This window comes from Psychrobacter sp. Ps4 (genome assembly GCF_022129285.1).
Taxonomy (GTDB): Bacteria; Pseudomonadota; Gammaproteobacteria; order Pseudomonadales; family Moraxellaceae; genus Psychrobacter; species Psychrobacter immobilis_A.
The window spans coordinates 1-26,647 of the sequence record NZ_JADQAK010000031.1 but is presented as its reverse complement, the minus strand read 5'-3'; the positions used below and the strand labels follow the sequence as shown (position 1 = coordinate 26,647).

Here is a 26,647-nt window from a genome sequence, read left to right as displayed (position 1 = left end):
TTGTGCCCCCATTTGGATTAATATTTAGGGGTGACAACTATCCTGCCATAGGGGGGTTATTACCCATTCCACAAGCTCAATACTATTCTATCGATACATCTCAAATAAAGAAGAAACTACTGAATAATAAAATAGTTATCAATAATTGAATAGTTAGAATAATGAGTAAAATCCTTTTCCTATCTATAATTTCATTGACTAGCTCTATGTGTCTTATATCTGTTTTTCTATATTCTTTTTTTAAAATTTTTTTTCTCATCTGAATACCAGCGTAAGCTCCCAAATTATAGAGAAGCAGAAAAGATATGCGCAGATAATCGTTCATTTTAAAAACTTTAGTAGTGCTACTTGTAAAGTTGTTGAAAAACTCCTTATCTTTAATAACTTCGTATTGTAAAGCTAGGCTTAGTAAAGGAGCTACTGCGAACATTAGATATACAACCGGTACTGCATAAATCTCACTATCTGATTTGCTATCAATAAAAAATAACCAGTAAACAAATAGAAATGTGAAGAATACAAATGACAATAAGTGTAGGATTGATTTTTTTTTCACAATTTAATTCCTAGTATTTTCATAAACAATATTACCTGCTATCTCTCCTAAACTGCCCCCAAGTAACCCACCCCCAAAACCCCCAATCACTGCACTGAGACCTACAATGACGACACCTCCTATACCTCCTGTTCCTACAGTAAAACCTACAATTATAGCGCCAACTACCGCACCTTGTGCAGCTCCATATTCAGCGCCTATTACAGATCCTGATAGCTTTAATGGCTCAATGGCTACAGCTTTATGAAGTTTATCTGAGTTTTTAGATTTGTATGCGTCATGAATCTCTTTACTACCTTTAAATGCGTTGTATCCAACAACTAGATTACCACCAAGTTTCAAAGTCTTTGTTACTTTTCCATTTTTCTCCATATTATTTACGTAAGCATCCAAGCCTCCATTAAATGATGTCGATCTTTTCATTTCGGACTTGATCGACTTACTCAATTTATCAGTTCTTACCCCTTGATCCCATTTTAAAAACCGTAATGATAATTTATTGTTCAAAGCTTTATATATTTTTGCGTTGTCCGTTCTAAATTGAGAGAAATGTTTTGAATTACCAGATTTCGTACCTTGTGCTTCATTATAGTTACTCACTAGTGTTCCAAAATTCTTTAATGTATCTTTATTAGTTTGACTTGAGAATGTTATTACAGCACTAGAACCATCTGCAAAATAGTCAAGAAGGGTTTTATCACTATCCTTATTATCATTTGTTATTTCAGTTGGCACAGGGTTTGAAGATACGCCAACAAAATCAGCATCAGATAAAGTACTTGTGGTCAAATCTGACAAATAAACAAAAAGCTCTGGATTAAAACCTTTCTCTCTCTTCATTTTTTCAATTTTATTTTTGGCATCTTTTGCATATTTTTTCATCTTTTGAAGTTCAGTATTACTGCTATGAGATGAGTTGGATAAAATCACAACGTCACCAGGTTGTAAAGTAAGAACAGGCGTACCGATTAAATGTGGATTATTAGCTCGAAAGATGTTCTCTTCTAATTTGGTTGGTGTGTATTTATAAGCTCTTGTTAAAAAACTTTCAATAGATTCTTGTTTTTTAACTAAATACCAAGCAACTTCAGTATTATCTACACCTACTATTTTATTATTCTTCGGGTCTCTTTTGAGTGATGCTGGCGTTGTTTTGAGCTTATATCTACTAGCTCGCCCTTCCTTAGATAGTGGATTTGCCGTAATATCTTTTATAGGCTTACCTTTTATATCTTTGATGTAATATCTGACTTCTTCGACACCACGGTTAGAGAGATTATGTTTTTCAGATAGACCATTGTTACTGAACCTTCTATTTTTACCTAATGAATGTGGCTTACTACTTGTGGGTTTTGCCGAAAGACTCTTATAAGTGACTGTAACATCATATCTAATTAAGCTAATATCGACCATGTCTGATACTTCTAATTTAAGTTTTGTATAATATTTAGCCATATCTAGTCTTCTCCCTCTACATCCACTTCATCATCCTCTACTGCTTCCTCCACTTCATGAACAATCACATGCAACTCATAGTCCTTCGATTCTTCATCAACTAATAGTTTTAACTTACCTTCATAGTCAGTAATATGAATTTCTGTCGAACCATCAGGTTTAATAAGCATACATTTGGTAAAAGCAAGCGGGTTATCATCTTGGTCATGTACTATATAGCGTAGATAATAGTCTAAGTTTTCAGGTAGTTTGGCTGTCGGTAAGTGTACAGCAGGAGATCCTGCTCCACCCCCACTACCCCAATCCACTTTACTGGCCTTATAGCCCACCTGACTTGGTGTGATAAACGTCACATTACCACCCGATATCTCGATGCCACTGCCCGCCGCTTTTAGGGTTAGCGTATCAGGCGCGATAATCTCAATACTGTCTCGACTATGAATACGTAGGACTTGCTCACTATCAAGTCGCATTTGCGCTTGGTGCGCTTGTATAGTCACATCACCATGAGCGGCGGTATGGGTTTGGGCTTTGTTTGAATAGTAGTGAATGTCTCCTGCCACCAGCTGATTCATTTGCGTCTGGCTGTGATGATGAGTATTGTCTGTCGCGTGGCTATGTGTATTCTTGGTGCTGGTATGCTGACTGTGTTGTCCGCTTAGCATCGCGAGATGACGCTGAGAGTCGATCAGTAGATTAGGTTGTTGCCATTGTCCTGACTCGCTTAAACTTGAGTCATTGGTATCTTCGCTAAATTGGGCAAAAGGTGTTTGCGCATCTTCTTTACTACTGCTTTGCTTGTTATTGCTGCTGCTTTCTAATCCCACGGGCTGATGGATGTCAGCTAGCTGAGCGTAAGCTTTTTGGTGCTGGTCAGCAGTTTGCAGTTTGCTATGACTGTCATGACCCATGTGGCTATTCGATGCATTATTCATATTGTGACTGCTAATATGAATACCGCTGCTGCCTTGTATAGTACTAGCTGCTTGGGTTTCGATGCTAATACCGCGTCCTCTAGCTTTACCACGTGTATGGTCGGTTTGCTGATACAGATGTCCAATGGTCAGGCTAGACTGGAAGCTGCTGCTATAGACATTAATTTGCGGACTGTCAGGATGGGCATCAAACATTAGCTGATTGTAGCCATTAATGAGGCTGTCTTTGGTCGCCTCTCCGCTGCGACTGCTATCGATGCTTTGAGTTTTGATACCGTCTATAGGATGAGCATGGCTTTGATTGATAAACCATGCGGGGCTAGTGGCGTCTATGTGGTCAGAATCGCTAGTCAGACTATTGTGCTGAGCATCAGAATTACCCTGGCCGTTATGGGTGCTACCGATGATGATAGGATGAGTAATGTCGCCACCGATGAAGTCGATAAGGACGTGCTGTCCATGACGCAAAGGATGGGTCTGTCCCATGTGGTCAGCGACGAGGTGACTGGCGATGGGTATCCAATGCGCGCTGTCACTATTGTTATCCTGCCCATCTTCTTCTTGCTGCCAGTGATATCTAATATGGGCACGATGGTTACGGTCATGAGTAATGGCGCTGCTGTCTGTATCAATAATACTGGCACTCATCAGACCTGTCAGGCTCGGATGCGGTTGTCCAAGTTTGTCCAGCTGTTCCCCATAGGGAATATGGTGATGGTGCGGAAATGGCAGGTAGCAGGCGCTGATATGATGGACGTTATTATCATTGTCGTCATCATTATCATGGTTCGTATTGGACTGCAAGGTAATAGGATCAAAGGGTGCTGCCCCCAACCAATCCGTAGGAATATGATTATTAATGTGCTGATGAATAGACACTAAACTGATGGGATCGGTTAAATAAGGGTTGCCATCGATATAGTGGCTACTTGGCAAACTCAGATGACGGATATTACCAGTGAGGCTGCCTAGATTGGCACGCTGCTGCTGGTTCTGCTGGTAGCGGGTGGCGAGCTTATCGAGACTGTCATCATCAAAACGGCTATGACTGTGCATAAAGCGCTGATGCGTGCTGTTTGATGAGTCGATAGGTTGCTCGCTACTGCTACTGCCAGTATAGATACTCATCAAGCGACTGTCATAACGATGTAAGTCGCTTTGCTGAGTATGCTGCGCAATACGGGGACGAATGGCAGTGATGCGGTCTTGTCTATCAGCAAGGTTGGCAGGGTTTTGACTGAGGATGCTTTGGATATCATTGACATCAGGACGCAATTCTTCTCCATCACTAGGTAGTAAGATTAGAGTGTGCTTGTCGATGTCGTGACGGTAATAGCCTGTGATGCCATAGAGAGCAAGGTATTGGGTTAGATAAGCAAGATCGGTTTGGTTGTATTGGACGCTGTGCTGAATATGATAGTTGCTGTCATCACTGAGGCGCTCGTCAATCTCAACGTTCATATCGTATGGACTGATAATATCGGTAATTAGCTCACTGAGACTGAGATGATGATGACGGCGATTATGACTGTTCAGGCGTAATTGACCTAAGTTAGGTTCACAGATGATGCGGTAGGCGGCCATACCACTGTTACTACCGAGAGCAACGACTTCGGTGATGATACCGTGACGGGTTTGGCTTGGCAGTAGCGTGTCGCCCGTATGCCAATGTATCGAGAGACTTTGCCCTAGCCATTGCTTTATATCCAGTCCTGCCCGTGGATGCAGTAGAGTAATGCTAATACGGTAGCCGCAATAGAGGGCGAGCTGGCGCTGCTGATAAGACTGCTGTCGTTGATCTTGATGATAAGGGCTTGGGTAGGAAGTAGGCACTGGCATAAGCGCGGGCTTACTCCAAACGCTGTCGGGCAAAGGCATGCCAAGTAAGCTTTCAATCAAGTCAGCCTGTTGAATGAGACTGGTAGCAATATCAAGATGGGCACTACTCAGTTGCACATGCCGCTTTGTTTGAGTCCATACCATGGTAAGCCCTTTTTTATCAGTCCAAAGGTGGAAAGTTTAATATTGCAAGATTATAATTTGTGCACAGATTGCCCGTTAACTAAGTATTCATTTGTCGTTGATTCAATTAATAGCCATCGTCAGATGAATCACGTTTGGGTTTGATTCCAATCATGTCAGAGAGTATCGCTAACTGATCTTCGTTTTTGATGATATGAGTGAGCCATTGGTCGAGCGGCATATCCGCCCAATCAATCGCCCGACCGAGTAAAAACGTCACCGGGCTGTGCGGCTCATTGGTCGAAAAATAATCTTGAATTTGACCTAATAGTTTAAGCGCTTGCTGACGATTGCTTTGATGATCTCGGTTACTAGGATTAAAACTGGTTGAGCTAATATTTTTTGTGCTAGCAGCTTGTCCACTACTATCAGACATTGCACTTTCACCAATACTGTCCATAGTATCGGCTACGCTTTCTTGAGCAGAAACACTACTAGTATCAGAATATTCTGGTATCAACGGTCGCAAATGTTGGGTCAGGGCAACCAATAAATCCGTGACTGGTGCGAAGACTGGCGCATCCATGCCCATCAAATCATTTAACTGATCAGTCAGGGCCTGCCACTGCTCAGTAACTTTTTTAAGATTACTCATCAGTGCTTGTTGCCAAGTCTCACTACTGGTCTTGATGGCGTGGTTATAGTCACTTAGCGTTAATTGATTGGACGTTTCGCTATCGGGATTTTGCTGACGCTGCTTATCATGATCACGCGCGGTTAGATAGTAATTGTAGTTATATTTTTCTGTCTTTGTATCAGAAAGTGATAGCTGCTTAATATCATCGGATAGCGCTTTGACGAACCATGACAACAGCCCTGCTCTGATGTCCATACTGTCTTCTTCACCATCTAGCGGCGGATACATAGTGAGCCAATACTCGTCATTGAGTGTCTGTAGCAGACTTAACCCCTGACTAATACCTGCTAAATGGTCGGTGTGACTCAACGCATCGACATACCAAAGTGCCAGCTTCATATCTTTACTAGTATGGCTGAGCAAATCGGCACATTGGTTTTTGACAAAATCCCAGTCAGCCACTTTTAGTTCAGTGACCCAATTGCCTTGTGCCAGTAATGGGTCATCTTCTTGACGAGCAGCAACGATGGCATTAATACGTGGATCGAATATTAAGTCTTCACCGACCCCATGACGACTGCCTTCAATCGGCGCAATAAGAGTGTCAATATTATTTACTAAAGAGTTATCGTTACTCATTATAATGACTCCTCTTTAATAGCCTTTTTAGTAGGTTTTTTGCTGGCGACTTTTTTCACTGTCGGCTTTTTAGCTGAAAGGGGTTTTCTTGGTGGTTCTTTAACTTGATCCTCAACTTGATATTCAGTTTCATCTTCGCTGTGTTGCGCCATTTGATTGAGCGCCACAACGGCATCAGTATCCAGACGGTAGGCAAAATTATCGTCCGCATCGACGAATACGGTAATTTTCTTTAACACACTTTGACTGTCATCATGAGCCAGTAGCTGACCCGCCATCTGCGGCAGCAAGGTATGACTGATAATCGCATCGGCGTTACGTGCACCAGAATCGACCTCATGACAACGCGATAAAATCAGCTCAATCACCTCATCATCAATGACACAAGGCACATCATAATTGTTATGAATACGGCCAGTGATTTTGTCCAGCTTAAGGCGAATAATTTCTGCGAGCGCATCATCCGTTAATGGATAATAAGGAATGACCGTTAAACGACCCAAAAACGCGGGCTTAAAGGCTTTATACAAATGCGGATTAATGACTTGTTTTAGGCTATCACTGTCTGGCAGGCTAAAGTCAGTAACACTCGGATCTGTATTGATACATGCCTGCATAATCGCAGACGAACCAACATTACTTGTCAATAAAATAAGCGTGTTTTTGAAATCAATTAAACGCCCTTCGCTGTCTTCCATCACCCCTTTATCAAAGACCTGATAAAACAAATCCAATACGTCTGGATGGGCTTTTTCTACTTCATCAAGTAAGAGTACGCTATAAGGACGACGGCGAATCGCTTCGGTTAATACACCACCTTCACCATAGCCAACATAACCTGGAGGCGAGCCTTTTAACGAAGCAACGCTATGGGCTTCTTGATACTCTGACAGGTTAATCGTAATAAGGTTACGCTCACCGCCGTACAGCACCTCTGATAGCGCCAGCGCGGTTTCGGTCTTGCCTACACCACTTGGCCCGACGAGCATAAACACACCTTGCGGACGATTGGGATCATCTAAGCGGGCTTTTGCGGTATGAATCCGCTTGACGATAGCGGCCACCGAATGATCTTGGCCGATGACCCGGGCTTGCAAGGTATCAGCCAAACCCAAGATATGGTCTTTTTCATTACCTGCCATATCATTCAGCGGTATTCCAGTCCAATCTGAGATGATCTGCTTGATGACCTGACGATCCAATACGGGATGAATAAGGCGCTGCGTCTCTTGTACTTGTTTTAACGATTGCTCGATACTTTGATATTCAGCTTGTTTGTCTAAGCGCTCTTTTGCACTAAGCGCATCAGAACCATCTGTCTTGTCATTCAACTGCTGATTCAAGGAATCAAGCTGATCATTAAGCTCGCGCTGTTCGTGCCAACGACTGGTCATATCAGCAATGCTTTGCTGATTGGTTTGGCGCTGCTCATCTAATACGGCAATTTTTTGGCTGACTTTTTCTTTTTCGTCCACACCGCCGATACGCTCGAGCTGCTGACTGAGATTATTGATATGCTGCTCTAACTGCACCCCTTTGGCGTTTAATCTGTCAAGTTGATTGGGTATGGCGGTCTTGGATAAGCTCACCCGTGCCGCCGCCGTGTCTAATACACTGACCGCTTTATCAGGCAGCTGCCTATCGCTGATATAACGTGCGGATAACTCAACCGCCGCTTGTAGCGCATCGTCATCGATTAATATACCAAAATGATTCTGCATCTTGGCACTTAGACCACGAATCATCGCTACTGCTGTCTCTATATCAGGCTCATCGACTTTGACGACTTGGAAGCGACGTGACAATGCTGCGTCTTTTTCGAAGTACTTTTTATATTCTGACCATGTCGTCGCCGCAATGGTTCTGAGCTCACCACGAGCCAGCGCAGGCTTCAGTAAGTTCGCCGCGTCATTTTGACCCGCTTGCCCACCAGCACCAATCAAAGTATGCGCTTCATCAATGAATAATATAATAGGCTGTAGCGAGGCTTGTACTTCTTCAATGACTTGCTTGAGACGGTTCTCAAACTCCCCTTTGACGCTTGCCCCTGCTTGCAGCAAGCCCATGTCAAGACTACGTATCGTCACATCTTTGAGCTGATCAGGCACTTGACCGGCGACTATCTTTTGCGCCAATCCTTCTACCACTGCTGTTTTACCTACCCCTGCCTCACCCGTCAAAATAGGGTTATTTTGGCGGCGACGAATCAAAATATCGATCAACTGATGAATTTCAAACTCACGGCCAATGACAGGGTCTATTTGCTCTGAACTGGCTTTAGCAGTCAAGTCATAAGTATATTTATCCAACGCAGGGGTTGGCTTAGCTTCAGTTTTCTTAGTGTCTAAAGATTCTTGATTGTTAGCATCATTGTCTGCACTATTCGCACCATCATCAGCACCCTTATTGACGCCTTTACTATTGGTAATTTTATTACTGCTTGATCCACTGCCCTCAGTACTACCGAGACATTGACGCTCATAATCATCTTTTAGGGTAAAGCGGTCGATATACTGTAGTGGCTCAGGAAGAGTTTTGAGTAGCGACTGATAACGCTCATACGCCAATAGCACGAGCAATATATGACCAGAGCGAATTTCTAGCGGGCTATTTTTATCAGCACTTTGATTATATTGGCTACTGGCTAGCTCCCACGCATCTTCTAGTAACGCCATCAAACCTTGACTAAATACTGGCGTTGAGCCTGTTGCCTGACCAAAGGTGTTTAGCAAATCAGTTATATCTGCTAGTAATGACTGCTGATGAATCTTATTAAATTTAAGTATTTGAGCCACATCATTGTGCGGCGTGGCAATCAGTTCATGCAATAGATGGACAGTATCGACTTCACGATGCCCATTATTAATACAAAGCCTAGCTGCCTGCTGCAAACACTGTCGACAGCTTGGGCTTAAGCGGGTAATCACAGCTTTTAACTGGCTCATAATCTTTTCCTTTAACATTCTTATTAGACTTAATACCAAACCCAAAAAGTAAGATTAGCTGTGTCAAACTCGCTTAGCCTACAAGACGTAGTACTTTCACTCGTTTTCCTTGCCACTCTAATTTCTGTGAATGGTATAAAATTATTTTTATTAAACAGCAATATAAAATTGATGCATGGCTCTTCATAATAGGTAAAATCTGTCTATTAACCATGAAATACTTACTGAATCGGCAGCGCATAGCGAGTGTCATCATGATGCTGCGTCGCAGGCTGCGATATCAAAAACCCACCCTGACCCAAACCACCAAAACTGCTCTCTGATAATGACAACGGGGTGATGTATTGCTTGTCTAACTCGAGTTGCATCTCGACCGCCAAGCAAACACCGCACCATTTACGGATAAAATCAATAATGACTTGATACATATCCCCTGCTGGTAACAGTCTTAAATAGCGTTTGGCATCCAACTGATGAAACACAATTCTAATCTTGCTATCAAACTGTACGACGCGCGCACCGCAAAATGCGGACAACCCAAGGGCAGCATGCTGACCACCAAGTGCTGTCTGTTCACTGGCTGGTAGATCAAACCACTCCGGTACGAATTGCTCGACACTGACGGTGCTATCTAAAAAATGCGACAGTACATGTGACAACTGATCGGCTGTCAGGCGTCCTGGGGCGATCATGCCAGCATAAGCAATCAAGCTATCGATGGCGGTTAGCTTCTTCGGCTGACGCGCCAATGCCCGCAAGCTCAGTAGATAGTTGTCTTTTTTATTATTTATCTCATACTGTAATGGCAAGTTATAAAACCAACTCGCTTGCACGTACAAATCCGTCAATCGATGGTTAAATAAATCTAAAAATGCTGGTGCCGCTTTATCTTTTGCATGATTGACTCGCGAGGCTAGATGGTCGGTATACATCGCTGGCAAGGCTGACAACGGGCCAGTTAATCCAATAATTGCGGGGCAAACCTCTATCCGTCTGATTTTTAATGAACTAGCCTTTACTTGACCATCCTTTAATGAGCTGCCACTGTCTTCCATATTATCCTGAGCAATGAGCGCCATCGACTCAATTTCAGCTTGCGGATAGGCCAATGACAACGAGGCACGGTAACGTACCTCAATAGGTGTATACCCCATACTGACTTCATGCCGAACCAAACGTAGTGCTTGTAATAACTCATAAGATTGCGGCGCCGCCATTAAAGCCGTTAAATAAGAGGACTGAGACCGCTGCGTGGCTGACATCTGTATATCTCCTCTTTGGTTACGGCATCACTGATGGCCAACTCGACGAAGCTATTTAAGCTAGCGTGATAGCCAAACACATGCGCCAATAAATGGGCAAACTGGCGGATACTCACTCCAGCAAAATTCTTTTGGTTGATTTGAATATTGATCAGTGTACCGCGCACAAAACCAGGCTGTGGCAAGCGCTGAATACGTCGAGCTTCGATACTGGTTTCGACAGACACAATACCTTCGACCAACAGTTTGTTAGAAGCAGACTGGGTAATGTCGTATAGCGATAAATACTCTTTCATCAGCTCCGCATCTTGGGCGGCAAGCGATAAAAAATTCAGACTAATCAGCGATATCAAGCGCCAACGTTCCTCACCTGTATAGTCGAAGCGTGCCGTTCTGGTCGGCTGCTTTAGCAACGATAAGCTGCTAAAGCCAGTCATCCCTTCGCTAAACAAATCGCCACGGCTTTGACCGAATACCACTTGAGCCGGCAAATCTCTATTGGTACACAATAAAGACGCACTCATGCTCACCGCACCTGATAAATCTTCGCGATTTTTTTCTACAAACATAATCTGATATTCAAAACCCTGTTTGAACTCAGCCATATCCTTATCACGTTTGATATGGTAATAACGACCATCATCTTGCTGCTCATAATGATTGAGCGCATAAAATGGATGATATTCACGTTGTATCAAACGATTGTCACTTTGCTTGGACTCTATGACTTTATTAACCTCATAGATTTCATGTTGAAACAGCGCACGAGTATCGGGCACTAAATCGTAATAGATCGAACGATGGGTCACTTGAATAGGCTTGGCAGCCGCCTTGAATAAATTGACAACGGGCGTACAAAACAGCTTGATACTGCTGGCACTGAGCTGCTGCAAGTTTTTTAGGCGGATGGTATTTTTTTTATCAAATCTAAAGTAACAGCGAATCTCAAAGCCATTGCTATCGATCTTTAAATTTGGACAAACCTTACCAAGATTAAGGCGCAAGAAATTGAATTTTTCAGGGAAATAGAAGTATTCCTTTAATAAGGCAGAGGCAGCATTACTCACTCGATGACTCGGAAGAATTTGCTGCTCAGGATCGAAGCCTATAATCTCAAACGGACTACCCGTAATCTTATTGACCTGCCTACCATGCAGATGCGTTTGCTTGACATCACACCCTAGTAAATCCCATAGACTAGTACCCTGACTGGCGTCCTCGTCTATATACAAATCTAACGAGTGGTTTAATAAGGCTTGATAGTCAAAGCTTGAATTAAGCCCCTTAAATTTGATACTGATACAGCCATTCAGCAGTCCATGCTGATTGTCATACACCTCTTGACGAGTTTCAAAGTCGACGCTATCTATCTGTAGCGGCAGCAAGGTCACATCTTGGGTTGACTGAAACTGGCAAGGCGTGCCATTTATTTTTTGGCTGGCGAAAGGGCTGTTTTTAGGGACTAAGACTGCCTCGCTCATCGCATTGCCCTGTACGCCTAGATTAAACTGTGCAATAGAGACCGATGGAAAAGGTTTGAGATAATCGGGATAAACGACTTCTAATAGAGATTCGGTAAAATCAGCGTATGAATCGTCCAATTTTTTATTGATGCGCGCACTGATGAGCGAAAAAGCCTGTATCAACCGCTCTATATGCGGATCATCGACGGTATCGTGCCCCATCAACAACCGATTGGCTATTTTGGGATATTTTTTGGCAAATTCTTTTGACTGTTTATTAAACAGGCTAAGCTCATGCTCAAAGTAAGGAAGTAAACTGTCCATGACGCCTCAATATATTGATCGCTGCTAACTGTATAAATTGAGCGGTAGTAGTAGTTATTTCATTAATGGGATAATGATTATTTTATTAAGTAACGCTGAGAGCTTGGCTCAAAGAACGCATCGAAGCTGACCAGCTCTTGTGCTGGATAAACCTTTAATAATGCTTCAATAGAAAAACACAGTTGATTGACATCAACAGCGCCAATATCTAGCGATACGCGAACGTTTTTTAGCCGGGTATCTTGTTGCTCGACTGTTTGGGCTATTTGGCGACAGATATAATCACAGTCAGTAGGATTGGCACTGCTGAGTCCCACAAAATCTAATATGCCAAAATTCAATATCGATGAGCGCACGTGTTGATAGGCCTGAAGCTTACTTGACACCACACAACGCGTATTTAATAAAGCTTCAAGGTCTCGTGCGACCGAAGACTTTAGCTCATCGATATTAAGACGACGAACCACGAGCTCATGCGACAAATGACGGGGCTGATCATCAAATAACTGCTCGAACAAATTTGGACGAAAGCCAATTTCTTTGTTAGAGGCGTTAGTGGCGTAATTCATTGATATAATCATTCCTATTTAACAAACAAAAAAGAAAGGCCTAGATATAAACCTTTCTTTTTCGGTACGACACAATAGATGACACCTGATACAACCTAAATTAGGCGGTATAAGTAGCAGTGTTGTTGGCTAGTGACCATTTTTTAGTCACAGCGCCTTTAGCAGTACCATCGATATCTTGCTGGGTGTAAGTCCACTCAACAGCAGCATATTTGATACCGACTTTTTCGATTGGTACGCCTTCAGAACGTACCGTTGGCTCGACACTTGCGATCAGCGCATGCTTAAGTTTTACTTCAAGATATTTAACGCGTTTGTCACCGTTGGCACGATAAAAATCAATTTGAATCTCATCAAAAGTATAACCAGCAGAACACGCTTCCCATAGTTTAGGACTGGTTGAGTCCAAATCTTTCATAAACGTCATGTCAGCATGCTCACAACGCTCAGAAGTATGGCCACCAACGCTACTTGCTGTCGCTGATTTTGGCTGACGGATCAAGTGATCCCAAGTATTTACTTCAAGCCAACCTTTATGCTCGCTATCACGAGACTCGCCATCAATTTTATATTTACCGCGGAACTGAATATAAATATCTTTCATATCACATACCTTTTTTTAAAATTTAAATTTCACGTTAGTTTTTAATAAACGATTAGCTGTTGCTAGATTGCGGCAGTTGAGTGACCAGACGCAAAGAAACAGACAATTCGTCAAGTTGAAAGTGTGGTCTCAAAAAGACCACGGACTTGTAGACACCAGGCTTACCCGGCACTTCTACAACTTGTACAGAAGCTTCGCGCAGTGGGTACTGGGCTTTTGCTTCTTGTGAGGCGCCGTCATCTAGCAAGACATAACGAGAAATCCAGTCATTTAAAAACGACTCAACATTACCAGGTGCTAAGAAGCTACCTACCTTATCGCGCATCATTGCTTTTAGGTAATGGGCAATACGTGACACCGCCATAATGTATTGGATCTGCGTCGATAGCGCAGCATTGGCATTGGCATCATCGTTTTGATAAGTTTTGGCTTTTTGCACGGATTGCGCGCCAAAAAAAGCAGCGTAATTGGTATTTTTGCAATGGACTAACGGGATAAATCCTAAGTCGCTCAACTCTTTTTCTCGGCGATCGGTGATAGAGATTTCCGTTGGACATTTAAGCGCCAAATCCCCTTCATCAGTCTTAAAAGTATGAACAGGCAACCCTTCAACCAAGCCACCACCCTCAACGCCACGAATGGCAGCACACCAACGATAGTCAGAGAAAGCAGCCGTCAAGCGTGAAGCGAACGCATAAGCCGCGTTCACCCATAGATAATCGTCATGATTATTACCAGAAACTTCTTCCGTAAAGTTAAACCCTTCGACTACTGTGCCATCTTTAGGATCGTAAGGCAGACGACCTAAAAAGCTGGGCACGGTTAACGCAACATATCGCGCATCTTCTGACTGTCTGAACGCGCGCCAGCGTATATATTCAGCGGTTTCAAATATCTTTGATAAATCTCGCGGGCGACCAATATCGGTAAAGGAGTCGAGACCAAACATTTCAGCGGAAGCAGCCGACACAAAAGGTGCATGAGAAGCGGCCGCAACATGAGACAATTGCTCAAGCAGATACATGTCTGAGTTTTGGCGAGTAAATTCAAAGTCACCAACGATAGCGGCATAAGGCTCACCACCGAAGCTACCGAACTCTTCTTCATATATTTTCTTAAACAGCGTGCTTTGATCAAAATCAATTGACGATTGAAAATCTTTAGTCAGTTCGCGCTTCGTAGTATTCATCATACGAATCTTTAGCATGGATTCCGACGGAGTCTGGCTACATAAATAATGCAAGCCACGCCAGCTGGACTCTAGCTTTTGAAACTCGGGCGCGTGCATGACGGTGGTCAGCTGCTTGGAGATCAACGCGTCAATTTGGGCAATACGCGCGTCAATCGATGCGGCCAAATTATCTGACAACGTTACGGTGCCTTGCATGACTTCATTGGCAAGCTCTGCAATTTGCGACTTGGCACGATTTTTTTCGTCATCAGACTTGGCAACGTTACTTTTATTGACGATTTCTTCGAGTAAGTCGTAACTGTCATTATTTAACGCATCAGGTGCTAGATTTTGCTGGGCTTCGGCACTCATCGTTTAATCCTCACCGTCGGTTTGATTTTGTTCCGCCATTTTTTTGACTTGCTCAGTGTTCTTAAGCACGTCATCTAATAGGTCTTCAAGTTTTTCGTTGGCCGATATTTTGTTGCGTAAATCTGCTAAGCGATCTCGTGCTTGTACCAATTGCTTTAGTGGCTCAATCTGATCAGCAACCGCTTCAGGACGAAAATCGTTGATACTATTGAATGCCAAATCAACCGCGAATTCGCCGCCTTTATCACTCAAGTCATTGCTTACTCGAAAGGTCGCACGCGGTGCTAGACCTGACATCACCTCATCAAAGGTATCTAAATCTACTTCGACAAACTTTTTGTCTTTAAAGCGTGGTTGTTCAAGGGTTGAATCTCCTGAAAACTCTCCCAAAACGCCAACGACAAAAGGAATTTCTTTGGTTTCGATCGCATCGCCTACTTCAACGTCATAAGTCAGATGCACCCGAGGCGCACGTACTTTTGCGAGTTTCTTTTGTACACTGTCTTGCTTTGCCATAATAAGTTACCTCAGCAATGTCTAGTTTGAACGCAATATACTGAATGGATCAGTCGATTTGGCGTTACTTTTTTTGGTAGGTGAAGGTTTAGTAACAGGCTTAACTTTTGGTGGTCGTGGCGGTTTTTTTACGGCTGGTTTTTTCATAGACTTCGATGCTTTTTTTACAGACACCTGGGGCTGAGGTTTTGATTTAGTGCCTGATTTACCGCTTCTAGGCTTGACGATTGGCGCTGGTGGTTTCGGCAAAGACTCATCGTAATTGAAAACATAGATATCACCATATATTTTACTTAAAGCGTACTGATACTCCTTCAAAAACGCTGCGTCCACTTCATCAGTGAGATAATCTGACTGCAGTTGGCTTTGGGAGACGATAGCGCTGCTATTGAGTAGTATCTTTTTTAGCTTAGCAGTGCTTTGACCCAGATCAATGGCTTCACTGGCTGCATAAACAGCATAAGCATGATAGCCATTGTTAGAATAAATCTGCGCCAAAATCTCCCATGCTAGCGAGTCATTAGGATTGCGAGATACTCTTTGATTCAAATCCGTAACCAGTTGATGCAGTTGCGGTGATTTTGCATCAGCATTTTTGAGTGCCGAAAATTGATTTATGATGCTAGAACCGGGGTCTTTCTCTTGTATGACAAGCTCACTATGAGCGGTAGTCATTGCTGAACCCATGATGAACAGACCTGCCAAAAACGCTTTGGATAGCGTAAAACTGACTCTAATATTGCTTCTGATACTGGTCATTGTAAGTCGGTGCTCGCCATTATTGGTGTGAGATAAATACATGTGCCTGCTCAAAATTATTTTAATTAGACGCGTTAACTAAAGTGGTGATATTGGTGAGCGTTTCATTCAGTGTTGCCTTATCACCACTATTCATCAAACTATTATCGTGATAAGCATCAATATTACTTTCCATTACTTTAACTGCTGAGAGCATGGCAAGCTGACGTGCATCAAGCCTTTCATTATCAACGCTTAGAGCTTCATTAGCTGCTCTCAATGCCCGTGCATAGCGTTTTTTTTCATAGTTATTTTTGGCAATAGTCATCCACGCTTCACTGCTAAGTTTATTGCCGTTTGACAAATAGGCAAGCGAAGGTTCACTCAACTGCTTCACTATTGGTTTGCTGACCGTGGTTTGTACATTTTTCTGAGCAGTGGTGCCACAACCCGCTGTCAATAAAGACGCGCTAAGTAAGACTGATAGCAGACCTGCGGTGGCAAGTTTAGTACGATAAATAGGATTCATAACAACAGTATCATCACTAAAAATATAAAAGGATAGATTTTTAAAAGAAATGAATATAACTAAAGTTCATTAATTATAAAAAATCAATGAGGTTGATTATACATATACTTGACAATATTTCAATAAACTCTATACTTTTCTTAATAAATAATTTAGTAAGTCACCCATTCAAGCCATTTTCTTGGTATAAAATAAGCAGTAACGGTACCCTTCTTATGCCTTCTAAGACCAATCGTCTACATAATATTACCGTTCATACTGATAATTCAACGATAAACACCTTTTACCCTGTTGCGTTTTGCGGTGCAAGTAGTATTAATCGAACCGATATTATTGACATACTAGTGTTTGGTTATAATTTTATCGAATCGAACGCTTGTTTATCATTAATCAATACTCCGATATGCTTAACCACGTTTTCCGCTGATCGTACCGCTAGCTGTCGTACTGGGCTGATACGAAGCATCCGTTATCAGCAATCTGATGGCGCGATGCACTTTTATACTTTAGAAGTTGTTAGCCCCGATTGGCAGTTGGCACAGTCGATACATACCCGCAGCTTTATCAATCAATCGACGCTCGATATTATTACCACCATCCTTAGTGATTACGATTTAAATTGGCAAATATCTGCGTCTCTTTTGTCATCAGATGATGAATCGTCAGCGCGTTTATCGGCACCTTTATCCATGCGCACCCAGTCGGACGTCAGCGACTATGAATTCATCACTGGACTGCTCGCTGATATTGGTATATCGACTTTATGGGTGTCAGGGAATTCCGTCGATGAGCTTGGCACGTGGTGGTTGGTTGATGGTTTAGATACAGGCGAGCTCATACCGCTGACCTATAGTTATGCCCAATCATCCGTACAATCAGGTCAAGATAGTGTCCATACGCTACAAATGAGGTCGCAGCAACTTGGTAGTGATAGGGTAATAGTACGAGCAGATGGGTTGGCGGCAGATACTATTTATGAAGGTCAAGCAGTAGATGAGTCACTGCTTGCGATAGATGACACGACGGTATTAATTGGTGCGCCGTCTCGCGTGCACAGCAATGATGCCGCTGCTCATCTTGCACAGCAATGGATATCTGCGAATCGCTGTCAGCGCGAAACTTATCAAGCGACGGGTGCCCTGCGTGGTCTGAGCGTCAGTAGTCCAGTGAGTATCAATAACCTACCCTCTATTGGCAGCTTATCGACGCATTGTATCGCGGTTACCTTAATCGGTATTGAGCCTGACAACGATAGCGTTTCATACCATCATCAAATATTTATCAAACAGTGGTTACAGCGCACTGCTCAGCATATGCGCTGTCATGCAATGAATCACAATCACTTTTCAATACCCGATCATGGTTTTGACATCGCCCGCGATACTGGGGTTTGGTTATCAGCGACGTTACTTGACGCTGCTATTCCTTATTGCCCTTATCCCAGTTCTTTATCATTTGCCAGTAGCACTTACACGGGTCTCGCCCAAGCTCGTACTGGTGACACAGGTTTATCAGCTTCCCCCAGCTATGACTCAAGTGTCAGCACTGACAATCTACAGCAAACTATTACTACGCCTGTCTACTCAGGTATCAGCCCTCACGATGACGGCACTACCCCGCCACTGCGCTCATTGCAGCTGTCATCGGGTAGCACTCATGGTTGGCAGTTTGCGCCAAGGCTGGGACAGTCGGTACTGCTTAACCATTGGTACGGTGATATAGACAGTCCTGTGATTAGTAGATCGTTTTATGACGGTATCGGTATGGGCGATGTCGATGACAAAGACATCACCACTCGTGATGCAGGCTTATCTAATCGACATAACTTACAAGGCGGCGCGTCCCCTAGATGGCATGGTGGTGGTTTGGGTCATTCGCAAATTAGTGAAGATGATACTCACAGTGGTTGGATCTCTGGTATTGCTCAATATGGGCTGACGTCTGATTCTGAAGTGACCCTAAGCTTTGATGATACGCCCAACCAGATAGGAATGCAGTGGTCGGTGAATACAGGATCACGTGCCAATGCTGAGACACCAACCATCACTTCTAGCGCCACCTTTGCCCCTGATGAGCACGTGCTTGAGCTTGGCGTACTGCGTCATCGTTATAGTAATCATCAATCATCAACCAGTGGTCAAGGGATTAATCTGGCAAGCGATCATGGCTTGCAAATCACTGGTGATACCGGTGTACTGCTATCCACCTTTGATATCAGACATAGTCAAAGCGAGCACGAGTCTGCTTGGGTCAATGATGCAGGACAGCGGCAATTAGGCTTAGGAGCTGAGCTGAGTGAGACCTTTCAAGAGACCAAGCAGGCACATTTGCAATCCACGACAGCCATGCAGACCGCCAATCAATCGATAAAAGCGTTTAAAACCAGCGCACAAATCATCGATGAGACGCTAAATACGGAAGTATTGGGCGCTGCTGATGTGATGCTGGTCAGTAAAGACAGTATCTTAGCGTCAGCAAGTAATACCCTATGGACGGCGAAAACAATCGTCAGACAATCAGGCAGCACCCAGTCGGATGTGGTGGCATGCAATTATACGCTGACGGCAAATACGATTGACTCGCTCTCTGGGGTTGGTGGTCAAGTTGATCTATCAGGCTTACATATCAGCGCCAATAGAGAGCCACTGGCGGTACAGGCACAAGGCGGTGAGTTGCAATTGCACTCTCAGCAAGGTATGACGATTGGTAGTGAGTCAGGACAGGTAAATGTGTCGAGTCCTAAGCGGATTAAGCTGCAAACCTCAGCAGGAGCATCCATTACGATTGATGACAGCGGGATTAAGCTGGTGTGTCCGGGGATGATTAAGATCAAAGCGGTGAAGAAAGGGCTGGTTGCGGGGGCGAACATTACACCAACACTGCCCTCGCTAGGTGGCTCAGAGGTTAAGTCTTATCTGACTTATGTTGCTAAGGACATGTTCGGTGAACCTATCGCTAATACTGAGTATCTATTATTTATGGAAGACGGTACGGTCAAAAGTGGTAAGACAAATGCGCAAGGTCGTACTGAGCAAGTAATCACTGATACCCCTGAAGAAGTCGGTATACATATCGTTGGTGACGAACACGAAGGGTTTGCATTAAGCTTTGAGGATGATGAGTAATGGGAAAAATAGCAGACGGCAGACCAAGAAGAAAAACTAGAGAGTTATCATTGTGGATTTTAAGACAAAATCTGAGCGGTGGAGGTGCGATTCCTATTAAAAAAGGAGAGGTATATATAGGTGATGATAATTTAAACAAAAGCTATGAAGTGCCTGCTAATGGTAAAATTAAAATACGCTTAAAAGAATGGGACGATATAGATAATATTAGCGTTGTAGATTTGCCTAATCAAAAAACCATTAAACTCAAAAGTTCAAGAAGCTCGAAGCCACATCTTAGAGACAGTAATAGTTATGGAACTGCTACTTATGATCGTATAGTTTTAGATGATGTCGCAGTACCGATGCGAGTTAACTTCTATGCTTTAGTAAAAGAAAATAAAAGTGGTACATCGACAGCATCAAGTATTGTCAATGGCTTAGAATATCAAATAGACTACGCGTCTAAAAAAGTAACTGGAAAAACGGCTCCTGTAGCAGAGCTAGGTTCTAATCTGTCATTTACTAAAGAGATACCATTAATACGCTCTACAGCATATCGGATATATTTTTTGGATAAAAATAGAAGACTCTATGACCCGCAATTAAAAGGAGAAAAACAAAAGCCTCTTATTTTGACTATAAAGTCGGATGAAAAGATAAGCAGTCCATTTATCAAAGGCTACCAGCTACAAACCTTTCTACAGTTCAAAGTAAAAGCTAAAAGTAGTAGTAATATTCCTAATGATGTAAAAGTCCAGCTAATTGATTATAAAAAAACAGTGGTCAAAACACTAAAGGTCGATCCTAAAACAGGTTTAACTGAGAAAATAAGTGCTGACTATAAAAGAACAGTACAAGTTTTAGTATCTGGTAATCCAGTAACAGCTAGGCTTGATGTTAAAGATTCACAAGGAGATGTTGTTCCATCACCTTGTGACTATCTTAGAACACTTACTATACCAACAATTAAAATACCTACAGCAGTAAACAAACCTAATCATGAAGCTATTTTAGCTGCCAATACCCGACTTCCTATCGTTTATGATCTTGAAAGTAGAGAGTTGTCTGTATTTAAAAGTAATGACTACAAAAACCTTGTTAAAAACCTAAGCAATGTCGATAAACTAATGGCAAAAGTGCACATGCATAGATCCCAAGTAGCAGACGCGCTCAAAGCTAGGGATGCTAGTATGCTAAAAACTGCAGAAGATGCAATGATAAAAGCAGAAGCAGACGCTCAAGATGAAATTGAGCAGGATTTTTCGACCATTGCTGATATGAAAGAAATATTCTTAGTCAAGACAGCCGTTGCCAGTGCGGACTCAAATGGAACCACTATTGAACGACGCTATGTGAGAAGAGATTATTTCGAAGATACAATCCAGCCAACACGTATCAATCAATCACAGACAGACATTCCTACTCCTGAAGGCGACCCTCCGCCACCAGACGAACCAAGTCTGCTATATGATCCAGCAGGCTTTGCTAAAGAAGCGCTTGCTGATAGGATTAAAGAGATATCTGCTTCAATTGAAGGTGAGATAGGTACTGAGGGGCAAAAAGACTTAAATGTTCTAGACTATCTACTACCTTCAGCGAATGAGATTAGTGGTCTCATTATTAAGTCTGATAAATACCAAGTAGATGGCGAGGCACAATGGCTACGAATGGTAGGTAGCGCTGGTGCCAACGGCTCAGCTAGTTGGAATCTTGAAGATAAGATAGGTATTGAAGGCGGCTTTAATGCAAATGGTAAGCTTATTCTATGTGAGGCGAGCATCTCTCCTATAATGGCGCTACCTTCATTAGAAGGGTGGCACTTAAAAGCCACTTTTGAAGATGGTATCAAAATAGATTTAGGCTCACTACGCTTGATAGTTTCTTGTGAGATTAGTGGATTTGCAGGCGTCAATATCGGGATAGAAGGTGCTGGTAGTATAAAAATAAAAGACGGTGCACAAAAACTGGTCTCAGCCGCTCGTGATCCTAGGCAAACAATGATGAGTGCTTGGGATGCAAATAAAAACATGCCTGCTCTTAGCCTAGACTATAAAGGTATTAGTCATCCAACTAGTGATGATGAGATAGAGCAGTTACAAGAGAAGCATAACGTAAAAGGGTCTGCAGCTATCTCTGCATTTATCGGTGTAGAAGGAGGAATAGAGCCAAAGGGTGGTATAGAGTGGCTACCGCCAGAAGAAGAGGATTTTGTATCCTTTGCATCGATATCGGCAACTGTTGCAGGTAGCTACGGTATCGGAGGCTCTTTAGACTTTTATGTTTTCCTCGACGCTCGAGCAGGCAAATTTAAAATCAGAGCCAAAGCCGCTGCTTGCTTTGGGGCAGGAGGCAAGCTTGGATTCTTATTTGAGGTGGATGGCGGTCAGATCGAATCGTTTCTTAGGTGGACATTCTATCAGCTGGTCAATGCAGGCTTTCGTAAAGTCGTCCATATCCTAGAAGAGGCTTTTATCGCATTGACCCAGTTTTCTGTCATTTATTTAGGAAGTAACTCTAGTGTTTCTAAATCCCTAATAAATATTGGAACAAGATTCAGAGCTTTTTCTAATGCCTTAGATACTGATTCAAAGCGGCATGATCTAGCTATTGAGATTATGAAGGGTGAGAAAAAGCAAATGCTATTATGCGCTACGCCCAATGGTAAAGGCATACTAATTTATAATATCAGTCGCCATGGATGGTATAGTCATGCACTTAGCTGGCCTGACTTTGACTTTAGTATTTTTAAGGGCTTAAGTATAAAACTGCTTACTGAACGCAAAAAAGCCATTATAAAGATATTTACTACAGTGACCACTTATCCTGAGTGGGACAATGTACTACAGCACATGAACAGGGACGGAGTGAAAGACTATCATTTGCAAGGTTTGAGTAGTCGCTCTAATAAAAGCTTTCGTCAAGAAAATGAAGCACACGTTCTACGGTTTTTAAGTTATGGTCTTAATAATATAGACACGCCCTTGCTCACACTATTAAATGATATCAAAGCAGATAAAATCACTGAAAAAAATGATACTGGCAATACCTTTATAGATCAATATCTCAACATGCTAGGTGGACTCATTAAAAATTACTATCCTAAAGGCGAGCGTGTAGTCCTTAATACTGATCCTGCTTATGAGAAGTATCGTATGTTGGCTAAAGTCGATTATGTTAGTCCTAGATTTTATACAGCTAAAAACCCACAGCACTTTGATGCTAACATCTTAAATCCAAGGGATAAACCAGCTGATGGCATCTACCATGCTTAAGGGTTATTCAAGGTTAAGGACTATTTCGGTAAGAGGATATTAATAACACGATTAACTTATCGCTTGCTGGCTATTAGCGACACAGCGAGCTGAGGTAAAAGCATTCTGATTAGCATCTTGTGCTTCCTCTATCAACGGTGGATTAGGCAAGCGTTTTATTCGCATTAGAGTAATTGACCCATTGGCTTGTATGTTTTGTGCCGAACCCCATTCAGCGTTTACTGAGCGCAAAACTTTTTCAGTACCCGTGTCAGGGCCTTGGGGATTATGCTCAGGGCTGTTGGCATAGTAATCCTCGCTATACCAGTCATTCATCCATTCATTATTTTGATTGGTCATGTCATACAGACCCAAAGGATTAGGAGGATATAGTCCTACAATAGGTATAGCTAAATTAGTATTATATTTTCTTGAGAGTGCTGACTTCTCATCAAACGTCCATATATTGTGTCCACCATTTATTTTACCGTTATCGGTTGGAAATAATATATATTTACCGCGATTGCGTGCGGCATATTCCCACTGCGCTTCGGTTGGTAGACTCATTGGAACCTCTAACTGTTGACCAAGCCATTGACAGTAGTGCTGTGCCGTTTGCCAGTTTACACCAGCAGCAGCATTAGATTGACGTAGCTCTATCGTAGTATCTTGCATACCAATTTTTTTTTGTTTAGTCGCCATACTATAGATATCAAAGTCACTATAAGTCGTTTTATAAGCATTCATACTAAAACTCTCAAGCGTCACCTTGTGCAGTGGTTTATTGTCACTTTCACTCCTGATAGGACCACCATCATTGATAGTCACTTTAGAACCGAAGTCGCCCATCTCATAGCTACCGCCTTCAATAAAGCGCATGTTCGCTTTTTGCTGCGTTAAGAAGTCATCTAGCTGCTGCTGTTCATCTGCCGTTAGATTGCTACGGGTTTGGGGGATACCATTACTATCAACCGAAGTCGCAGGATCTTTAGCACAGGCAGTCATAGTAAATAGCGGCAAAATAGACAAAAATAAAAATAAAGGCTTAAGCGTCATAATAAGCTACAGTGATATTTTGTTGTGAATTTAGAGGATTATACTAATAATTTGCATGGATTGTCTAAGTGGAAATATTAAACTACTGTCGAGATAGATTGGGTTAATAAAAAGGATCAAAAACATCAGCCCAAATTATAATATCTGGTGTCATACCATCATCAAGTATTTATCAAGCAGTGGTTACAGCGCACTGCTCAGCATATGCACTGTCATGCAATGAATCACAATCACTTTTCAATACCCGATCATGGCTTTGACATCGCTCGTGATACTGGGGTTTGGGTATCAGCGACGTTACTTGACGCTGCTATTCCTTATTGCCCTTATCCCAGTTCTTTATCATTTGCCAGTAGCACTTACACGGGTCTCGCCCAAGCTCGTACTGGTGACACAGGTTTATCAGCTTCCCCCAGCTATGACTCAAGTGTCAGCACTGACAATCTACAGCAAACTATTACTACGCCTGTCTACTCAGGTATCAGCCCTCACGATGACGGCACTACCCCGCCACTGCGCTCATTGCAGCTGTCATCGGGTAGCACTCATGGTTGGCAGTTTGCGCCAAGGCTGGGACAGTCGGTACTGCTTAACCATTGGTACGGTGATATAGACAGTCCTGTGATTAGTAGATCGTTTTATGACGGTATCGGTATGGGCGATGTCGATGACAAAGACATCACCACTCGTGATGCAGGCTTATCTAATCGACATAACTTACAAGGCGGCGCGTCCCCTAGATGGCATGGTGGTGGTTTGGGTCATTCGCAAATTAGTGAAGATGATACTCACAGTGGTTGGATCTCTGGTATTGCTCAATATGGGCTGACGTCTGATTCTGAAGTGACCCTAAGCTTTGATGATACGCCCAACCAGATAGGAATGCAGTGGTCGGTGAATACAGGATCACGTGCCAATGCTGAGACACCAACCATCACTTCTAGCGCCACCTTTGCCCCTGATGAGCACGTGCTTGAGCTTGGCGTACTGCGTCATCGTTATAGTAATCATCAATCATCAACCAGTGGTCAAGGGATTAATCTGGCAAGCGATCATGGCTTGCAAATCACTGGTGATACCGGTGTACTGCTATCCACCTTTGATATCAGACATAGTCAAAGCGAGCACGAGTCTGCTTGGGTCAATGATGCAGGACAGCGGCAATTAGGCTTAGGAGCTGAGCTGAGTGAGACCTTTCAAGAGACCAAGCAGGCACATTTGCAATCCACGACAGCCATGCAGACCGCCAATCAATCGATAAAAGCGTTTAAAACCAGCGCACAAATCATCGATGAGACGCTAAATACGGAAGTATTGGGCGCTGCTGATGTGATGCTGGTCAGTAAAGACAGTATCTTAGCGTCAGCAAGTAATACCCTATGGACGGCGAAAACAATCGTCAGACAATCAGGCAGCACCCAGTCGGATGTGGTGGCATGCAATTATACGCTGACGGCAAATACGATTGACTCGCTCTCTGGGGTTGGTGGTCAAGTTGATCTATCAGGCTTACATATCAGCGCCAATAGAGAGCCACTGGCGGTACAGGCACAAGGCGGTGAGTTGCAATTGCACTCTCAGCAAGGTATGACGATTGGTAGTGAGTCAGGACAGGTAAATGTGTCGAGTCCTAAGCGGATTAAGCTGCAAACCTCAGCAGGAGCATCCATTACGATTGATGACAGCGGGATTAAGCTGGTGTGTCCGGGGATGATTAAGATCAAAGCGGTGAAGAAGGGTTTGGTGGGTGGGGCAAGAGCTAATTATTCATTACCGATGATGCCTGAAACTGTTCCACTGTTTAGTAATAAGCTAGATGTTTATGATTTGTTTTATCAGCACAATTTTGAAGATATCGAGTTCCAGATGCTACGACCTGATGGGCAACTGATAGAAGGTGCATTAGATGAGCATGGACGTACCGCACCAGTTATTAGTGATAAAGAAGAAGAGGTTGAAGCCTATGTGGGCTTTAGAGATACCGACTGGGGCGTATCGTATATTTCTGAAGAGGAAGATGTGAATGATTTAGCTTTAGAGCAGGCTGACGACCTAGACTTAAACAAAGTCTTTGAAGCAATTGTAAAAGAGGAAGGCTTCTACAATCACATGTATCTTGATAGCGCCGAACCTAAAAGCCTTGTAACCGTAGGCTATGGCAAAATGCTGTCGTCTGCGGATGAAGCGACAAAATATCCTTTTTATATCGGAAATGTATCAGCAACCGATGTTCAAATAAAACAAGCGTGGCGTATAGTTTACAATTCGGTTCACGGTAGAAACAATAGTCGAGCATCTTATTTTGAATCTTTGACAACAATTCGTATGACAGAAGAAGATGCAAAAGCAATAACACTCGCTCATATTCAGGGTAATCTCGATTCTGCTCGAGAAGCATTTTCAGAGTTTGATAATTATCCAGTCCCAGCTCAAGAAGCTATTTTAGATATGGCTTATAACTTAGGGATATCTAGCACAGGTATTTCGAAATTTCCTAGTTTTAATATAGTCAGTTCAAAATAAAATTGTTATGTTTAGGACAAACATCATAAAACA

17 protein-coding genes are annotated in these 26,647 nt (G+C 42.8%); 3 read left to right on the top strand and 14 right to left on the bottom strand.

What is annotated here, in order from left to right; all coding sequences use genetic code 11:
• Positions 1-100: 100 nt before the first annotated feature.
• The 13 genes from I3252_RS13665 to I3252_RS13605 all read right to left on the bottom strand — a co-directional run bounded on the left by I3252_RS13665 (position 101) and on the right by I3252_RS13605 (position 16,677).
• Positions 101-556 carry a hypothetical protein gene (locus I3252_RS13665; RefSeq protein ID WP_201553639.1) on the bottom strand — a complete coding sequence of 152 codons (456 nt, stop codon included), beginning with the start codon at positions 554-556 and terminating at the stop codon, positions 101-103.
• A gap of 3 nt (positions 557-559) precedes the next feature.
• Positions 560-2,011: a hypothetical protein gene (locus tag I3252_RS13660; RefSeq protein ID WP_201553638.1), complete on the bottom strand. Its 1,452-nt coding sequence runs from the start codon at positions 2,009-2,011 to the stop codon at positions 560-562.
• A 2-nt stretch (positions 2,012-2,013) separates the two neighbouring features.
• Entirely contained in the window at positions 2,014-4,929 is a 2,916-nt protein-coding gene (locus I3252_RS13655; protein ID WP_201553637.1) for a contractile injection system protein, VgrG/Pvc8 family, read from the bottom strand.
• A 106-nt stretch (positions 4,930-5,035) separates the two neighbouring features.
• Positions 5,036-6,184, bottom strand: a complete 1,149-nt coding sequence (gene tssA / locus I3252_RS13650; RefSeq protein ID WP_193009437.1) for a type VI secretion system protein TssA — start codon at positions 6,182-6,184, stop codon at positions 5,036-5,038.
• Positions 6,184-9,129, bottom strand: coding sequence for a type VI secretion system ATPase TssH (gene tssH, locus I3252_RS13645; protein WP_193009438.1), 2,946 nt, complete (start codon positions 9,127-9,129; stop codon positions 6,184-6,186). The genes tssA and tssH overlap by 1 nt, the downstream gene beginning before the upstream one ends.
• Positions 9,130-9,350: 221 nt before the next feature.
• On the bottom strand, positions 9,351-10,391 hold the full coding sequence (tssG, locus tag I3252_RS13640) for a type VI secretion system baseplate subunit TssG (RefSeq protein ID WP_201553636.1): 1,041 nt from the start codon (positions 10,389-10,391) through the stop codon (positions 9,351-9,353).
• The gene (gene tssF, locus I3252_RS13635) at positions 10,355-12,178 is read right to left on the bottom strand and encodes a type VI secretion system baseplate subunit TssF (protein WP_045448197.1); all 1,824 of its coding nucleotides are present in this window, start codon (positions 12,176-12,178) and stop codon (positions 10,355-10,357) included. The genes tssG and tssF overlap by 37 nt, the downstream gene beginning before the upstream one ends.
• Positions 12,179-12,255: 77 nt before the next feature.
• On the bottom strand, positions 12,256-12,747 hold the full coding sequence (tssE, locus tag I3252_RS13630; protein WP_193009440.1) for a type VI secretion system baseplate subunit TssE: 492 nt from the start codon (positions 12,745-12,747) through the stop codon (positions 12,256-12,258).
• A gap of 100 nt (positions 12,748-12,847) precedes the next feature.
• Positions 12,848-13,351: a type VI secretion system tube protein Hcp gene (locus I3252_RS13625; RefSeq protein ID WP_025651832.1), complete on the bottom strand. Its 504-nt coding sequence runs from the start codon at positions 13,349-13,351 to the stop codon at positions 12,848-12,850.
• A gap of 52 nt (positions 13,352-13,403) precedes the next feature.
• Complete coding sequence (gene tssC, locus I3252_RS13620; RefSeq protein ID WP_201553635.1) at positions 13,404-14,894, bottom strand: type VI secretion system contractile sheath large subunit; 1,491 nt, start codon at positions 14,892-14,894, stop codon at positions 13,404-13,406.
• A gap of 3 nt (positions 14,895-14,897) precedes the next feature.
• The gene (gene tssB, locus I3252_RS13615) at positions 14,898-15,410 is read right to left on the bottom strand and encodes a type VI secretion system contractile sheath small subunit (protein ID WP_045448203.1); all 513 of its coding nucleotides are present in this window, start codon (positions 15,408-15,410) and stop codon (positions 14,898-14,900) included.
• A gap of 21 nt (positions 15,411-15,431) precedes the next feature.
• A complete protein-coding gene (locus I3252_RS13610; RefSeq protein ID WP_238035606.1) occupies positions 15,432-16,211 on the bottom strand; it encodes a hypothetical protein in 780 nt (259 codons plus the stop codon).
• A gap of 19 nt (positions 16,212-16,230) precedes the next feature.
• Positions 16,231-16,677, bottom strand: a complete 447-nt coding sequence (locus tag I3252_RS13605) for a hypothetical protein (RefSeq protein ID WP_238035605.1) — start codon at positions 16,675-16,677, stop codon at positions 16,231-16,233.
• 215 nt (positions 16,678-16,892) lie between these two features.
• Between I3252_RS13605 and I3252_RS13600 the strand changes: the two genes are divergently transcribed.
• A complete protein-coding gene (locus tag I3252_RS13600; RefSeq protein WP_238035604.1) occupies positions 16,893-19,802 on the top strand; it encodes a contractile injection system protein, VgrG/Pvc8 family in 2,910 nt (969 codons plus the stop codon).
• Complete coding sequence (locus tag I3252_RS13595; protein WP_201559733.1) at positions 19,802-23,056, top strand: hypothetical protein; 3,255 nt, start codon at positions 19,802-19,804, stop codon at positions 23,054-23,056. The genes I3252_RS13600 and I3252_RS13595 overlap by 1 nt, the downstream gene beginning before the upstream one ends.
• Positions 23,057-23,107: 51 nt before the next feature.
• On the opposite strand, the gene I3252_RS13590 is transcribed toward I3252_RS13595, so the two are convergent.
• Positions 23,108-24,091 (bottom strand): SUMF1/EgtB/PvdO family nonheme iron enzyme, encoded by a 984-nt coding sequence (locus I3252_RS13590; RefSeq protein ID WP_201559732.1) that lies wholly within the window; start codon positions 24,089-24,091, stop codon positions 23,108-23,110.
• Positions 24,092-24,238: 147 nt separating this feature from the next.
• Between I3252_RS13590 and I3252_RS13585 the strand changes: the two genes are divergently transcribed.
• Complete coding sequence (locus I3252_RS13585) at positions 24,239-26,614, top strand: DUF2345 domain-containing protein (RefSeq protein WP_238035603.1); 2,376 nt, start codon at positions 24,239-24,241, stop codon at positions 26,612-26,614.
• Positions 26,615-26,647 lie beyond the last annotated feature (33 nt).